The sequence below is a fragment of the Pseudomonas caspiana genome, assembly GCF_040224095.2.
GTDB lineage: Bacteria > Pseudomonadota > Gammaproteobacteria > Pseudomonadales > Pseudomonadaceae > Aquipseudomonas > Aquipseudomonas caspiana.
In genome coordinates this window covers 2622580-2638588 of the sequence record NZ_CP167995.1, presented here as the reverse complement: position 1 = coordinate 2638588, position 16009 = coordinate 2622580, and the positions used below count along the sequence as shown (strand labels likewise).

Here is a 16009-nt window from a genome sequence, read left to right as displayed (position 1 = left end):
GCTACTCTCCGCAAACGCGAACCTGTGAGCTACACCCCGGTGTTCCTGATCCCACCCTGTAGCGCAGCAACCTGGAACCCGTATCAAAAAACGAATAAACACATGATTTCTAATGCTTTTTACCTGTAGGAGCGCGCTTGCCCGCGATAGCGTCAGCACAGGCGATAGATGCAACGACTGACAGACCGAATCGCGGGCAAGCGTGCTCCTACAGATCCCGGTTATTGCGAGACAGCGCGGTGTCAGGGACACTGGCCGATCTTCCTGCAGGAAATCCATTTCAATTCACAGGATCGACACCGCATGAACCCACCACCACAAGCGCCCTACTTCTGGCGTGACGAGCAGTTGCCTTTCATCGAGGCGCGTTCGGTGGGCGATGGGCGAAAGCTGTGTTATGCCAAACATTCCCATGAAATATTTTCCATTGGTGCGATCACGGCCGGACAAAGCACTTATCTGCATGAAAAAAGCAGCCAGCAGGTGCGCGCGGGTACGGTGGTGCTGATGAATCCCGGCGACGTCCATGCCTGCAATCCCATCGCCGATCAGCACTGGTCATACCTGATGCTGTATGTCGACACTCAATGGCTGACCCGCCTGCAACATGAACTGGGCCTCGATCACAATCATGACTTTCAGCCGATTGCGCAAACCCACAGCACTGCACCCGACCTGTTCAGGGGTCTGAACCACCTCTACACCACCCTGATCGACAACCAGGCTGACGTTCTGCACAAGCAATGCACCGCTGTCGCTTTCTTCAGCAAGATGCAACACACCCTTGGTAGCGTCTCGATCCGCCCGGAGCTGGCAACGCAGCGAGTCGAACGTGTAGCCCAGTACATCAACGACAACTTCAAAAACCCGATCACTCTTGACGACATGTGCGATGCGGCAAACCTGTCCGGTTCATACCTGATTCGCGCCTTTGAACAGCGTTACCACATGACGCCCCACGCTTACCTGATCAATCGCCGCATCCAGCATGCTCGCAGGCAACTCAAAGGCGGCCAGTTGATCGCCGACGTGGCTCTGGAGCTGGGCTTCGCAGATCAGGCGCACTTTCAACGCGCGTTCAAAAAGCATCTGGCCGCAACACCGGGGCAATATCGTCTGCAATAGAGCCTAATACGCCAACAGATACAACGCGCAGCCCACCAGCAATAACGCCATGCTGCGGTTGAAAACGCGAATGCCCAGCGCGCTTTTCAAATACTGACGCAGGAAGGTTCCGGCAAAAGCCCAGCACGCCAGGGACAGATAGCAGATCACAAAATAGATGAGCGCAAATTGCCAGATCAGGCGCGTTTCGCCACTGGCGACAAACGCCCCCATCCCGGCAATGCACGCCAGCCACGCCTTGGGGTTCAGCCACTGCATGATCGCGCCCACCAGCATCGAAGGTTTATCACCCTCACGCTCGACGTCCAGTTGCCCGTCATCCCACGCCAGCTTCCAGGCCATGTAAAGCAAGAAGGCCACCCCGGCCCATTTGATTGCCAGGGTCAGAAACGGCAAGTGCAACAGCGTTTCATGCAGGCCAAAGCCGATCAGAATCAACAGCAGGGTGAACCCCAGCGTCGCACCGGTCACGTGCAGCAGCGCCGCCCCCAGGCCATAACGCGCTCCCGAACTCAACGCCACGATATTGACCGGGCCGGGGGTAATTGAAGAAGCCAGCGCAAAGGCCGCCATGGACACCAACACACTCATTCGAACACCTTTAACCTGATCAGAAATGACCCGGTCAAAGTAGGGATCAGCCGCGGCGGCGTATTGAAGAAAATCACCCAGTGCACAGCACCCCTGACTCTTGTGGCTGGAATCAGGCAGAATGGCCCGCACTGGACGGGCAACTAAACAGATTTGCCCGCCAGATGCCTTCATTTGCAGAGCGCAAGCCATGAACAGTTTTGAAGAATCAATCATCGCCGCGGCTCAGGACGCGACACCCAACAACACCGACGCAGAACGTGCACAGGCCAAAGCGGCAGCCATCGAGGCCGTGGCCGAGATCATGAAAACCACTACCGGCCTGCAGCGCACGCTGGCATTGGCCGCGTTACTGGACTCTTATTCCGAGTCCGACCTGGAAGACGAGTAAAAAACACGCGACAAACACGCTGAATTTGCGCAATATATCAATTGGCCATCTCTGTTCTGTCGATGGCTGCTTTGACCTGGATGTCAATGCCACTCGGCCCCTGACTTCCGGAGTTATACGTTGAACATCGAAGACCTGAAAAACATCCAGAGCGACTTGCAGCGCACTGCCAACGATCTCGAAGGTGTTTCCCTCAACCTTTCCGGGCATCTGCTGTATTTACAGCACTCCATCCACGCTCGGGATATTACAGACGTTGTTCAGCAGATCGACAAGTTGCAAGCCTCGGTAGAAGACTTGCGCGACGTCGCCCAGCGTATCGACTGCTGACTCAGTCTTTGGCCTGGGATAACGGCCTGGCGACCTCCTCCAGTGACCTGCGCTCCGCCGCGACGCCCCATACCCCCTGAACACCCGCAGCAATCAGCATCAGCGCTGCGCCAATCAGGTAACCGATCAGCACGTTGCTGCGGTCCTGAGTCTGAATCAACTCACCGAACAGCGTGGGCCCGATGATCCCGCCCAAGCCGGTGCCGAAGGCGTAAAACACAGCAATCGCCAAGGCTCGAATCTCCAGAGGAAAGGTTTCTGCCACGGTCAGATATGCCGAGCTGGCCGCCGCCGAAGCGAAAAAGAAAATTACCATCCAGGCCACCGCTTGTTGGGTAACATCAAGCAAGCCTTGCTGGAACAGATATCCGCTGATGGCCAACAATACCCCGGATATGGCGTAGGTCAGGCTGATCATCACGCGTCGGCCGATCACATCGAACAGCCTTCCAAGCAGCAACGGACCGCAGAAATTACCCAGTGCCAGCGGCAACACATACCAGCCGACCTGCTCGGAGGGCACGTTGTAGAAATCGGTGAGCACCAGCGCGTAGGTGAAAAAGATCGCGTTGTAGAAGAATGCCTGAGCGGTGAGCAGCGTCATGCCGACCAGCGCTCGCTGGCGGAAGCCGACAAACAGGGTGTGGAATATTTCCCGGATGGGCGTGTGATCGCGCGCATGCAGGCGCAAGGGTTTGCCGGTCAGCGGTGGCAGTTCATGGCCTTGATCGCGAAGCCGGTTCTCGATTTGCTCAACAATGCGGGTCGCCTCCTCCGCTTGCCCGTGGATCAACAGCCAGCGCGGGCTCTCGGGCAACCACAGGCGCATCAACAAAATCAGCAGCCCCAATGCCGCACCAATCCCAAAACACAGTCGCCAGCCAAGATCGCCGCCCACCCACTGCGGATCCAACAACACGATCGAGCCACCAGCGCCCAACGCCGCACCCAGCCAGAACGTACCGTTGATGGTCAGGTCAACCCAGCCCCGGTAACGCGCGGGGGTGAATTCCTGAATGGTGGAATTAATTGCGGTGTATTCACCGCCGATGCCCATGCCTGTGAGGAAGCGGAACAGCAGAAAGCTGCCAAGACTGAACGAAAACGCGGTCGCCGCTGTGGCACCGACATACAGCAGCAAGGTGATAAAGAACAGTTTGCGTCGCCCCAGACGGTCCGTCAGCCAGCCGAACAACAACGCGCCGAGTACCGCCCCGGCAATGTAGACAGCACCTGCAAGCCCGATATCGCTGTTGGACATCTGCAGCGCCGGGCTGCTTTTCAGCGCACCGGACACCGAACCTGCCAGCGTCACTTCAAGGCCATCGAGTAGCCAGGTAATGCCGAGGGCGAAAACCAACAGGGTATGAAAGCGCCCCCATGGCAAACGATCCAGGCGTGCGGGGAGATCGGTTTCGAAGACCTGGCCTTCGGGGCTTTTCTGGCCAGTCGTCAGTGAAGCTGTGCTGTTCAAAAGCCGCTCCATTTCCGTCGGAGTAGACAGCCCCATCGCGCCATCAACATGGCTATGGTAGAGCTGGCGAAGGCTGCGAAGAGGATGTGCCAGATATAACGCTTTCGCAGCCTTCGGCAGCTCCTAAAGGGTAAAAGTTCAGCGTTGACTCAACTCACCCAAAACCACATCAACGTGAGGTTCGCTGCCGAGATCAATCCAAACAGGCCCCACGCCGCGGTCTTGACCAGACGGCTGTTGACGAAAGGCCCCATCAATTGCCGGTCACTGGTAAAGCGGATCAACGGCCACAAGGCGAACGGCAGTTGCAGGCTAAGCACAACCTGACTGAGCACCAGCATCTTGCCCACCGCCCCATCGCCCAGCCAGATCACTCCGATCAGCGCAGGGATCAAGGCCAGGGCGCGGGTAATCAAACGCCGTTGCCAGCACGGGATTTTCGCCTGTAAAAAGCCTTCCAGCACCACTTGCCCAGCGATGGTCCCGGTGAAAGTCGAGCTCTGTCCCGCCGCCAGTAACGCGATGCCAAACAACACGCTGGCCACCGCTCCGCCTACCAGAGGATCAAGCAGGTGGTAGGCGTCCTGAATTTCCACCACGTCGGTATGCCCGCTCTTGTGGAAAGCCGCGGCGGCAAGGATCAGGATGGCGGCATTGATCAACAGTGCCAGGCTCAGGGAGGCAATAGTGTCCAGCCGGGCGAACTTGATGGCACTGGCTTTGCTCGCGTTATCGCTGCCATTGACCCGGGTCTGCACCACCGATGAATGCAGATACAGGTTATGAGGCATCACTGTCGCGCCGAGAATACCGATAGCCAGGTACAGTGGCTCCTGACTACTCAGCACATCCCAACTGGGCTTGAGGCCCGCAGCGACGTCGGGCCAGAAAGGTTTGATCAGCACCAGTTCCACGGTGAAGCAGGCACCAATGGTCGCGATCAACCCCAACACAATGGCTTCAAGGCGGCGAAAGTTAGCCCCTTGCAGTGCAAGCACTATCAACGTGTCAAACGCGGTCAGGACGACCCCGGTGGTAATCGACACGCCTAACAACAGGTGAAACGCCAACGCCGCACCCAGCACTTCCGCCAGGTCCGTGGCGAGAATCGACAGCTCGGCCAGCAGCCATTGCCCTTTGGCTACGCCTGGGCTGTAACGTGATGCAGACAACTGCGCCAGGTCGCGCCCCGTGGCGATGCCCAGCCGCGAGCACAAGTTCTGCAAGACCATGCCGGACAGGCTTGCCAGCACCACCACAAACAGCAGCGCATAGCCGAATCGCGACCCGGCCTCGATGGCCGTAGCCCAATTGCCGGGGTCCATGTAGCCAATGGAAACCAGCAGGCCAGGGCCAACGAACAGAAGCATCTTGCGCGCCAGCGAGGCATTGGCCGGAATGGCAACGCTGTCGGTCACGGCAGACGGGCAAAAGGGAGCAGTAGCAGTGGTGGGCAGTTTGAACTTCACAGGAACCAGGCTGGCAGCGGAGCGGAAAGCCAATCTTAAAGATTCGTGACATATCTTGATACAGCCAGCGATTTGCCCTCTCGAAAGAAGCTGTGGGAGCAGGCTCGCCCGCGATAAGTCTGGACACTCCTTAACGTGAACCGCTTACAGCCTCATCGCGGGCGAGCCCTGCACCCACTGGTTCGGCGCCTCGAAGGATCAGAGCGTAACAGCCCCTTTATTTCAGCTAATAACCAACCCGAATAAAAATTTAAAACCAACTAAATTCAATACTTAGCAATTTTTCGCCAAATAAAACAAAAAACAAGGTGAAACCAGCAATCATTACAAATTGTAAAACCGCTACCATACGTCATCAAAAATAATGGAAGCCTGCGTATGTCCTCCCCTTCTATCGCCAGCAGTTCGGCAGCCGGTGACAGCGTTGATCCGATCCGCGCGGCGCAGATTTCTGCGCGCATCGATCGCCTGCCCGCAGTAGCTACGATCTGGAAACTGGTGGCGCTGCTGTCTATCGGTGGTTTTTTCGAGCTTTATGATCTGTTCCAGACCGCTTACATCAGCCCCGGCCTGCTGCGTGACGGCATCTTCGCCACCGGAGCGCAGGGTGTGTTCGGCTTTTCCGATCAGGCCGCCTTTGCGTCTGCTACGTTTCTGGGCCTGTTTCTGGGTGCCAGCCTGCTAAGCCCCATTGCCGACCGTTTTGGCCGTCGGGCAATTTTTACTTTCGCCCTGATCTGGTACACCGTCGCCACGGTGTTGATGGGTATTCAGAGCGACGCACTGGGCATCATCTGCATGCGTTTTCTGGTGGGGATCGGTCTGGGGATCGAGCTGGTTACCATTGATGCTTACTTATCCGAACTGGTGCCCAAGCGCATGCGCAGCTCAGCGTTCGCGTTTGCCTTCTTTATTCAGTTTCTGTCGGTACCCGCTGTGGCGCTGATGTCCTGGTGGCTGGTGCCGCAAGCGCCGTTCGGAGTCTCTGGCTGGCGCTGGGTGGTCTTGGCCAGCGCGGTATTCGCGCTGTTCATCTGGTGGCTGCGCTCACGCTTGCCAGAATCGCCGCGCTGGCTGGCGCAACACGGACGCTTCGAGGAAGCGGAACGCATCATGGATGACATTGAGTCACGCTGTGAACGCGACCATGGCAAGCCATTGGATGCCCCGGAACCGGAAGTTGTTGCTGTCTCGGGCAAGGGCCGATTTGCCGATATCTGGCAACCACCTTATCGCCGCCGCGCGTTGATGTTGATTGTGTTCCACGTCTTCCAGGCCATTGGCTTCTTCGGCTTCGGCAACTGGCTGCCCGCGTTGCTGTCCGGCCAGGGCGTAAGCGTCACTCATAGCCTGGGCTACGCGTTCATCATCACCTTGGCCTACCCACTGGGCCCGCTGTTGTTCGTCAGGTTCGCCAACCGTTTCGAAAATAAATGGCAGATCGTCGGTTCGGCCTTAGGCTCGATGATTTTCGGCACCCTGTTCGCCTTTCAGACTTCGGCGGTAGGCCTGGTGTTTTGCGGGGTGATGATCACTTTCTGCAACGCATGGCTGAGCTTTAGCTACCACTCCTACCAGGGAGAATTGTTCCCAACCAATATTCGCGCCCGCGCCGTGGGTTTCTGCTATTCATTCAGTCGCCTGTCGACAGTGTTCAGCAGCCTGCTGATCGGTTTCTTTCTTGAACACTTCGGCACGCCCGGCGTGCTGGCATTTATCGTCAGCAGCATGTTGATAGTGATCATTACCATCAGTGGATTCGGGCCGCGAACCCGTAACCTGGCACTGGAAAACATTGCGCACCGTTAATACATAACAGTGCTGCGGCGAGCCCGATCATCACCTCACCTGAATAAGCCGAGCAAGGCTGCTTAACTGAAGCCTGCCCGGCCCAACTGCTTAGAGGAGGTATCCCATATGGTCGGCTCCCGCCCGGAAAATCCAGATGCTGCGCCGAAAGATGTTCAATACCCGCAAACCGTCCCGGACCCCGTAACCGATGAGGCCGATCCGGAAGAAGAGTTCGAACCAGGAACTGAGTTGTTGCCAGAAAAAGGGGATTTCCACCGCAATAAATCCAGCGATTGATCGCTGAACACTACACCCGTTGCAGGTATAGCAAGCCGGCCGTGTCGTCAGACACGGCCGGTCAACCTCATCAACTCTGTAACCACTCGACGTTAGTTATACCGAAGTGCTCCGCGTAAGGTTTCGAAACGCGAGGTACTTTTTCTGTTCGATATTTGGGTATACGGGCAATACCTGCATCAACGCTGGCATGATGCCATGCTTCGGAATTATCCATGTGCTCTGCACTGATGTAGAAAGACTTGAACGCGCCGTTTAGCAAATAATCGATTCTGTAATGTTTGTACTGTGACATCCAGGCAGCGCCTCCTTGTGATTTACTTAGTGCAATAGAGGACCTTCCGCCTTTCCAAAAAATTCACTCTTTTTTCACAAATCGCGACCAAATAACAGTTCACCAACTTGCTCGACGCGTCATCCGTTCATACGCTTGATTCAATGTAAAAAAGCTGATCAACGAATGCACAGACGTTTAGCTAAACGACTCAAGTTGGCTCGATCCACCCCCATTTCTCGCGCAACTTCGATCCATTTGCCCTCATGGCGCAACAGCGCCTGCTCGATCATCTGCTTTTGATAAGCGTCAACGGCGGTCTTCAAAGTCGTCCCGGCCTCAGGGACAGTTGCCCCCCTCTCCTGCCGATGAGACTGCACTACAGCGGCGTCCTCTTGCAGGCCAAGGGCATGGGCTTCAATGGTCAGAATACGCGGTCTTTCGATACTCAACGAAAGGGACTTGAGCACGGCGCGACTGATCAGATGCTCCAGCTCGCGCACATTGCCAGGCCATGTATGAGCCAGCAACAGCTTCTGCGCCTCACCGTTGAGTCGCAAACTGCGCAGGCCCATGCGTGCACGATTCTCTTCAAGGAAGTACCCCGCCAGCAGCAAGACATCACGGCCGCGTTCGCGCAACGGAGGTACCGAGAGAGGATAGACGCTTAGCCGATGGTACAGATCGGCGCGGAAACGACCGGACCGGACTTCCTCGGCCAAGTCGCGATTGGTGGCAGCGATGATCCGCACATCCACCTTGTGTTCCTGATCAGACCCGACCCGCTGCAGTTGACCGCTTTGCAATACACGCAATAGCTTGGATTGCACTGCTAACGGCAGTTCACCGACTTCATCAAGGAAAATAGTCCCACCATCGGCCAGTTCGAACTTGCCGGAACGCCCGTTCACAGCGCCCGAGAAAGCGCCTTTGACGTGACCGAACAGTTCGCTTTCTACAAGCGTTTCCGGCAAGGCCGCGCAGTTCAGGCTGATCAGCGGTTTGTGAGCACGGGGCGAACTGAGGTGAATGGCTTCGGCAACCAATTCTTTGCCGACCCCGGTTTCCCCCGTGATCAGCACCGACAGCGGGCTATTGCCCACCAACTGAATCTCCTGAAGCAAACGCTTGTGCACTGGGCTCTGGCCAATCAGCTCCCGCGGCCCGCGACCACCTGCGGCCCGCTTGTAGACTTCAGCCAATTGACGTTGATCTTCAAAGCCACGCGCCAGCTGATTGATGCGCTCACTCGCCATTACCGTTGCGGCAGCGAGCCCTGCGAAGGCTTCCAGGTTGTCCAGATCGACCTGACCAAAGCTGGAGGGGTCGAGGGAATCCAGGGTGATCAGGCCCCAGGGTTTGTCCTGAAAGTACAGCGGGCAACCCAGGCAATCGTGAATTTCCAGATGCCCCTGATGACCCTCGACCAATCCGTCATAGGGGTCGGGCAACTCACAATCCATGGAAAAGCGCGTTGGCTTCGGGTTTTCCAGCAGGAGCTTCAATCGGGGATGTTCTTCGACTCGAAAGCGGCGGCCAAGGGTATCGGCGCTCAGACCTTCAACCGCCAAAGGAATCAGCACATCGTCTTCCAGCTTGAGCAAAGCGACCGCGTCGCACGGCAGTAACTGCCGTAATGCACTCAGCAACCGCCGATAACGCTCCTCATCAGGCAGCTCGCGGCTAAGGTCTGCCACCAGCGGCACAAGGGCGCGTAGCAGTGGATTGCTCATCATGGCGGCGTTCCATCTGACCGAAAATTGCGGTCATTATGACTCGCTGGCTATCGACAAACAAAGCATGAATCACTGAATTGGAATGCGCCTCCCGTAGGAGCTCACCGCGGTTACGAGGCCAGCGATGGCGATGTTTCAGGCGAACCGCGACCGCTGGCCTCGTAACCTCGGTGAGCTCATACAGGGTTGCGTTGTTGGATGACGGCATGGGTTCCAACGATACGGTGCGATCACCTCGGGCCGCTAGACACAGTCAGATTCGATATGAGTATCCGACGCTGGAAATACCGGTTGGGTTGTAAGCCTGATGAAACACTTGCCATGTTTATCAAGGCTTACAGCGTCGGGAAACTTTCTGACGCCAGCGCACTGACGATATAAGCAGAGCTGTTTAATTTTATTGAGGTGGCGAAAGTAACATTCCGTTTCATAGTGCGCTCAACCCCGGCAGGAGCGCACAGATATGGCCAGAATTCAGGGAAGAGTTCATGAGACGAACCCCCAGACTTCATTCCCCTTAGTTGTTGATCTCGATGGCACGCTATTGCGATCCGACTTATTGATGGAAACGGCGATGACATTCATTCGAAGTCATCCACTGCAAATTTTTAAACTGTTTGGATGGTTATTGAAGGGTAAGGCGGCGCTCAAAGAAGGCCTGGCCCTCAATACCCAGATCGACGTCACTGTGCTGCCGTATGACCCGCAAGTGATCGAAATGATCGAAGCCGAAAGGGCCAAGGGACGGATGATCGTATTGGCGACCGCCAGCCATGACAGCCTGGCAAAACGCATTTCAGAACATTTGCAGCTCTTTGACCTGGTGGTGGCCTCTAACGCCGAGCGCAACCTGACAGCAAACAAAAAGCGCGACCTGCTGGTGGGACACTACGGTCAGAACGGCTTCGATTACCTCGGTAACTCCATGGATGATCTGCCTGTGTGGGACGCAGCCCGCGAGGCGATTGTGGTTAATCCATTCTCGGGGGTCGAGAAGAAGGCCAAAGCTCAGGGCAACGTTAAAACCGTCATCAACTCAAATACCTCCAGCCTGCGCGACTGGCGCAAGGCGTTGCGCATGCATCAGTGGATGAAGAACGCCCTGATCTTCGTCCCTTTGCTCGCGGCACACCAGTTTGGCAGAGCAGATTTGCTGATCAACGGCGTACTGGCGTTCCTGTTCTTCGGCCTGTGTGCTTCCAGTGTCTATGTACTGAACGATCTGCTGGATCTGGCCGATGATCGCCACCATCAGACCAAGCGCAAGCGGCCGTTCGCCAGCGGCAAGCTGTCGATCAAGGCCGGGCTGATTATCGTACCTGTCCTGTTAATCGCCGCGTTCGGTGGTGCTGCTCTGTTGCTGCCTTGGCAATTTTCTGCGGTGCTGGGTGCTTATTACGGGCTGACGCTGGCCTACTCGCTGAGCCTTAAGCGGCAAATGGTGTTGGACGTAATAGTCCTGGCGATGCTTTACACCGCCCGCATCCTGGCCGGTGCAGCCGCGTTCAGCCTGCCTCTGACGTTCTGGATTCTGGCCTTCTCGATGTTCATGTTCCTCAGCCTCGCACTGGTCAAGCGCTATGCCGAACTGCGCGAGGCACGGGCCAAAGACTTGATGGACAAGGCGCGAGGCCGCGGCTACTACCCCGGCGACCTGGACATGATTGCCGCGTTGGGTGCCTCCTCCGGCCATCTGGCAGTCATGGTTCTGGCGCTGTACATCCACGAAGGCTCGACCGTCGCAATGTACGGCCATCCTCATGTCATCTGGCTGACCTGCCCTTTGCTGCTGTTCTGGATTACCCGGGTCTGGATGCTCACCCATCGCGGCCTGATGAACGATGATCCGGTGGTGTTCGCGATTCGCGATCGCATGAGCCAGGTGATCGGCGCCCTCTTCGTCCTCGTGTTCTGGATTGCAGCATGACCGAACCTTTGTATTCCTGGGGCAGATACCCCCGAACAGCGCAACACGGACACGCCTGTCCCTGGATCGATGGCCTCACCGATCACATACACAAGGTTATTGATCGGCACCACACAAGCCTGCCCTACGGCAACGGCCGCAGTTACGGTGACAGTTGTCTGGCCGCCAGCGATCAGGTGCTGCATATGCGCACGCTGGACCGCTTCATTCGCGCCGACTGGAGCACCGGCAAAATTCGTGTGGAAGCCGGTGTCACGCTGGCCGAAATCCTCGCTGCGGCGATCCCTCAAGGCTGGTTTTTACCGGTGACACCGGGCACCCAGTTCGCCACCGTGGGCGGCGCCATTGCCAATGACGTGCACGGCAAGAACCATCATTTGCGTGGCACCTTCGGTAACCACGTCCTGCGTTTCGGTCTGCTGCGCCACGGCGAGACGGCGCGCATCTGTTCGGCCTTGGAAAACACCAGACTGTTCGCCGCCAGTATTGGCGGCCTGGGCCTGACCGGCGTCATCAACTGGGCTGACCTGCAACTGATGCCGGTACGCTCAAGCCAGATCGACAGCACGGTGGTGCGCTTCGCCAATCTGGCCGAGTTTTTCAGCCTGTCTGCGGAACTGGATCACCAGCATGAATACAGCGTGGCCTGGGTCGACTGCCTGGCCAAAGGCGCCAATACCGGACGAGGCGTGTTCATCGTCGGTGATCATGCACGTTATGGCTCCCTTGAAGTCGAGCGCGGCAGCCGTCTGAAAATGCCGCTGACACCTCCGGTCTCGTTGATCAATAACGTATCGCTGAAGGCGTTCAACTCGCTGTACTGGCGTGCGCATCCGGGTAAGCGCACCGCAAAACGAAGCGCCTACGAACCATTCTTCTATCCGCTGGATCGCATCCTGCACTGGAATCGCATCTACGGGCGCCAGGGCTTTCAACAGTATCAATGCGTGATTCCCGACGCCAACGCCGAAGCGGCCATGGCCGAATTGCTCGGGGCTATTGCTGAATCAGGTCAGGGATCTTTCCTCGCGGTGCTCAAGCGCTGCGGTGATATCGCCTCGCCCGGCTTGCTGTCGTTCCCCCTGCCCGGCACCTCACTGGCGCTGGATTTCCCCAACAGCAGTGACCTGCAACACATTTTGTTCCCGCGTCTGGATGCGATTGTCCGGACGGCAGGCGGCCGTCTGTATCCGGCCAAGGACGCCCACATGAGCGGCAATGATTTCCGCCAGGCTTACCCCGCCTGGGAGCGTCTGGAAGCACTGCGCGATCCTTCCCTGATGTCGCGCTTCTGGAAACGAGTGATTTTATGAAACGAGGCCTCTTATGAAACGAGTGTTGATCATCGGCGCTACCTCGGCTATCGCCACCGCCTGCGCCCGACTGTGGGCTAATGAAGGCAGCGACTTCTTTCTGGTGGCGCGTAACGGCGACAAGCTGGAACAGACCGCAGCCGACCTCAAGGGCCGAGGTGCCAAGGTCGTTAGCCTGCACGAGATGGACGCTACGGACATCAACGCCCACCCGGCCATGTTGCAAAGCTGCCTGCGGGCGCTTGGCCAAATCGACGTCGCGCTGATTGCCCATGGCACCCTGCCCGACCAGAAGGTCTGTGAGCTGGACGTCGCCGTTGCGCTGCAAGAGTTTGCCAACAATGGCACTTCGGTTATCGCCCTGCTGACCTTGCTGGCCAATCAGTTCGAAACTCAGCGCTGCGGCAGTCTGGCTGTGATTTCGTCAGTCGCCGGGGATCGTGGTCGGCCTTCCAACTATTTGTACGGCGCGGCCAAGGCTGCGGTTTCGACCTTTAGTGAAGGTTTGCAAGCGCGGCTGTTCAAGGTTGGTGTTCACGTATTGACCATCAAACCCGGGTTTGTCGATACACCGATGACCCAAGGCCTGTCGCTACCCGCCGCACTGCTGGCTCAGCCACAACAAGTGGCGGAACGCATCGTTGCCGGAATCGCCCGCAAGGCTCCCACGCTTTACACACCCGGTTTCTGGGCGTTGATCATGCTGGTCATTCGCTCGATACCTCAGCCATTGTTCAAGAGGCTGAATCTATGAGCGAAGCGCTGTTGCTCTCGGGCTGGCGTTACCGCGCAGTGGTGCTTTCGGTGGTGTTTTCCGCGCTGGGCTACCTGGGATTTTCCCTGTGGGGCGGCTGGGAAGCGGTCAGCAAGGCAGTAGGTGAAGTGGGCTTGATCGGCATTGCCATCGCGCTGCTGATGTCAGCCGCCAACTACGGGCTGCGTTTTCTGCGCTGGCAGACTTACCTGAACGTACTTGGCCATCCTGTGCCGTGGCGGCCCAGCCTGAAGATCTATCTGGCAGGCTTCGCCCTGACGACGACGCCCGGCAAGGCTGGTGAAGCGCTACGCGGGGTATTGCTCAAACGTTGGGGCGTGCCCTACCCCCAGAGCTTTGCTGCGTTTTTCAGCGAGCGCCTCTCGGACCTGTTTGCTGTGGTTTTGCTCACCCTGTTCGGCCTGTCGCTTTACCCGGATTCACGGCCCATGATCATCGTCGGAGTGGTCTTGGTGTGCATCGGTCTGCTGGTGCTTTCACAGCGCAGACTATTGGAGCGAATAGCTACGGCAATCCCGTCCGGGGGCGGAAAGCTGATCGGGCTCAGCCGCCATTTGCTTGAAGTTCTGCTGGCTGCCCAGCGCTGCCATCGACTGAGTCTGCTGTTGGGCGTGACCTCACTCAGCGTCGTGGCCTGGAGCGCTGAAGCTCTGGCGTTCCACTGGATTCTCAACTGGATGGGCGCCGATATCGAGCTGACTTTCGCGGTGTTCGTCTATGCGCTGGCAATGCTCGCCGGGGCGATCAGTTTCATGCCCGGCGGGCTGGGCGGCGCCGAAGCGGTGATGGTCGGGCTGCTGGTCTGGAAAGGCATGTCCAGCGCCGATGCCATTGCAGCCACGGTGCTGATTCGTCTGGCGACCCTGTGGTTTGCCGTGGCCATTGGCGCCGTGATGTTGCTGCAACTCAAGGCAGACAATGCGCAGGACCGGACACTGATTGAACAATCAACTTCGGAATAATTCACCGCACAGGAGTCATGCGATGGTCCAGGGAAGTCACCGTCAATCGTCAAATGCAGTGGCGTTTTTGTTACTTTGCGGCGCAATAGTCGCCAGCTTTCTTGCCTCCAGCGGGCCTATCCAGTGGATGGACAATGGCGTGTTTCTCGCCGAAGCCTCTCAGGGGCACTACTTCAGTCAGTCCCTTGGCCCCCTGGATCATCCGCTCTACCAGTTCATCAATACACTGGTCTTCGACCTGTTCGGACCTCACGTACTGAGCCTGCTGAACTCGATTCTTCTGCTGCCTCTCGCGTGGATCATTTACTCGCTGGCGGTGAATGTCGGCGGCAGTCAGCGTCAGGCCCTGTTGGCAGCCACGGCAACGATCCTGGCTCACGGGGTGTTCTGGGTGTCGACCAAGGCAGAGGTTTACATTCTCAATTCGCTGTTCGTGTTGCTGGCTTACCACGTGCACCTGGATCAGAGACCACGCTTTGGCGCCCTCAGCAAATTGCTGGTCATTGGCCTGCTGACCGGCCTCGGTGCGGCCATTCACCAACTGACATTCGTGGTGCTGCTACCGCTTTACGTGCAGTTGCTCTACCAGCATAAGTTGCGCACTGTAATGGCCATTCCGGGTTTCATCTTGGGCTTTTCGGTGGCCTTCCCCGGGATTGCCCACGACCTGCAATCGGGCATGAGCTTCATTGATATTGCCCATCGCTACCTGACTGGCTCCTCGGTACGCGCGCAGACACCCAACTGGGAAGGCAGTCTGTTCCGCTTTGATGACATGTGGCATGAGAAGAACTCAGTGTTCATTCTCCTGTTGTCGCTGATCGGCCCTCAGGTGTTGGGGCTGATCCTGTTTCCCAAAGATCAACGCTTGCGCCTGCTGTGGTGCGCGGCTGCACTGAACTTTGTTTTTGCCGTGTCTTACAACGTTACTGACCGCTTTACCTTTTTCCTTCCGGGTATTGCGCTGCTGTGCATCCTTGGCGTGATCAGCCTTACCCGATTGCTGCCAGCCAATCGCAGCGCGCAGTCGCTGCTGAATCTGTCAGTGCTCAGCTCACCGATTGCCATTCTGCTGGTTTACTCGTTGTACGCGACAGGCGTCATTCGTCTGCCGGTACACAGTGAATCACTGCCTTTTCGCGACGACATCCACTACTTCATGGCCCCGTATCTGCCTGATCGATCGGCGGAGCAGTTTGTTCGCGTCTATGAACAAACTGCCCCACCCGGTGCGCTGATCATCGCCGACTGGACACCCATGGGTGCCCTGCGCTCGGCTCAGGCCAGCGGCGCATTGCAAGGCCGTACGCTGGAAATGTGTGAGGAAGTGAACGACATCAAAGTGTTTCTTGCAGGCCACGGCGCATTCCTGACCCGGACCAGCTACTGCGCCATGATCGGCGAACGCTTCGTGTTGGAGAATGCGGTGGTGGGGTATGCGTTGCAGAGTCGCTGACCCTGTCAAGCCGGAATGAAATCGCCTGTGGGAGCCGGGCTTGCCCGCGATAAGTCTGGACGCTGTTTACGTGATATTGCCGTGTTCTATCGCGGGCA

The 16009-nt window shown here is 57.3% G+C and carries 15 protein-coding genes; 10 read left to right on the top strand and 5 right to left on the bottom strand.

Features of this window, described 5'->3' with window-relative positions:
* Positions 1–303 precede the first annotated feature (303 nt).
* A complete protein-coding gene (locus ABRP31_RS12135; protein WP_349970829.1) occupies positions 304–1125 on the top strand; it encodes an AraC family transcriptional regulator in 822 nt (273 codons plus the stop codon).
* 3 nt (positions 1126–1128) lie between these two features.
* Here the strand turns inward: ABRP31_RS12135 and ABRP31_RS12130 are convergent, their stop codons facing one another.
* On the bottom strand, positions 1129–1716 hold the full coding sequence (locus ABRP31_RS12130) for a LysE family translocator (RefSeq protein WP_167384368.1): 588 nt from the start codon (positions 1714–1716) through the stop codon (positions 1129–1131).
* 190 nt (positions 1717–1906) lie between these two features.
* On the opposite strand from ABRP31_RS12130, the gene ABRP31_RS12125 reads away from it, so the two are divergent.
* Both ABRP31_RS12125 and ABRP31_RS12120 read left to right on the top strand, forming a co-directional pair.
* Positions 1907–2107 carry a hypothetical protein gene (locus ABRP31_RS12125; RefSeq protein ID WP_087270193.1) on the top strand — a complete coding sequence of 67 codons (201 nt, stop codon included), beginning with the start codon at positions 1907–1909 and terminating at the stop codon, positions 2105–2107.
* Positions 2108–2227: 120 nt separating this feature from the next.
* Complete coding sequence (locus ABRP31_RS12120; protein WP_349970828.1) at positions 2228–2437, top strand: hypothetical protein; 210 nt, start codon at positions 2228–2230, stop codon at positions 2435–2437.
* A 1-nt stretch (position 2438) separates the two neighbouring features.
* Here ABRP31_RS12120 and ABRP31_RS12115 read toward each other — a convergent pair whose 3' ends face one another.
* Both ABRP31_RS12115 and ABRP31_RS12110 read right to left on the bottom strand, forming a co-directional pair.
* A complete protein-coding gene (locus tag ABRP31_RS12115; protein WP_372489384.1) occupies positions 2439–3911 on the bottom strand; it encodes an MFS transporter in 1473 nt (490 codons plus the stop codon).
* A gap of 149 nt (positions 3912–4060) precedes the next feature.
* A complete protein-coding gene (locus tag ABRP31_RS12110; protein ID WP_349970850.1) occupies positions 4061–5368 on the bottom strand; it encodes an Nramp family divalent metal transporter in 1308 nt (435 codons plus the stop codon).
* 390 nt (positions 5369–5758) lie between these two features.
* Here ABRP31_RS12110 and ABRP31_RS12105 point away from each other — a divergent pair, with 390 nt between their 5' ends.
* A complete protein-coding gene (locus tag ABRP31_RS12105; protein ID WP_349970827.1) occupies positions 5759–7189 on the top strand; it encodes an MFS transporter in 1431 nt (476 codons plus the stop codon).
* A gap of 108 nt (positions 7190–7297) precedes the next feature.
* On the top strand, positions 7298–7468 hold the full coding sequence (locus ABRP31_RS12100; RefSeq protein WP_349970826.1) for a hypothetical protein: 171 nt from the start codon (positions 7298–7300) through the stop codon (positions 7466–7468).
* A 70-nt stretch (positions 7469–7538) separates the two neighbouring features.
* Here ABRP31_RS12100 and ABRP31_RS12095 read toward each other — a convergent pair whose 3' ends face one another.
* Positions 7539–7763 (bottom strand): DUF6555 family protein, encoded by a 225-nt coding sequence (locus ABRP31_RS12095; protein ID WP_027900221.1) that lies wholly within the window; start codon positions 7761–7763, stop codon positions 7539–7541.
* 158 nt (positions 7764–7921) lie between these two features.
* Positions 7922–9478 (bottom strand): nitric oxide reductase transcriptional regulator NorR, encoded by a 1557-nt coding sequence (gene norR, locus ABRP31_RS12090; RefSeq protein WP_349970825.1) that lies wholly within the window; start codon positions 9476–9478, stop codon positions 7922–7924.
* 463 nt (positions 9479–9941) lie between these two features.
* Here norR and ABRP31_RS12085 point away from each other — a divergent pair, with 463 nt between their 5' ends.
* The 5 genes from ABRP31_RS12085 to ABRP31_RS12065 are packed head-to-tail and all read left to right on the top strand — an operon-like array spanning position 9942 to position 15911.
* Positions 9942–11405 (top strand): UbiA family prenyltransferase, encoded by a 1464-nt coding sequence (locus ABRP31_RS12085; protein ID WP_349970824.1) that lies wholly within the window; start codon positions 9942–9944, stop codon positions 11403–11405.
* The gene (locus ABRP31_RS12080) at positions 11402–12718 is read left to right on the top strand and encodes an FAD-binding oxidoreductase (RefSeq protein WP_349970823.1); all 1317 of its coding nucleotides are present in this window, start codon (positions 11402–11404) and stop codon (positions 12716–12718) included. Before ABRP31_RS12085 ends, ABRP31_RS12080 begins: the two co-directional genes overlap by 4 nt.
* Positions 12719–12731: 13 nt before the next feature.
* Positions 12732–13472, top strand: coding sequence for an SDR family oxidoreductase (locus ABRP31_RS12075; protein ID WP_349970822.1), 741 nt, complete (start codon positions 12732–12734; stop codon positions 13470–13472).
* Entirely contained in the window at positions 13469–14455 is a 987-nt protein-coding gene (locus ABRP31_RS12070) for a lysylphosphatidylglycerol synthase transmembrane domain-containing protein (protein WP_087270172.1), read from the top strand. Before ABRP31_RS12075 ends, ABRP31_RS12070 begins: the two co-directional genes overlap by 4 nt.
* A gap of 22 nt (positions 14456–14477) precedes the next feature.
* On the top strand, positions 14478–15911 hold the full coding sequence (locus ABRP31_RS12065) for a DUF2723 domain-containing protein (protein WP_349970821.1): 1434 nt from the start codon (positions 14478–14480) through the stop codon (positions 15909–15911).
* Positions 15912–16009 lie beyond the last annotated feature (98 nt).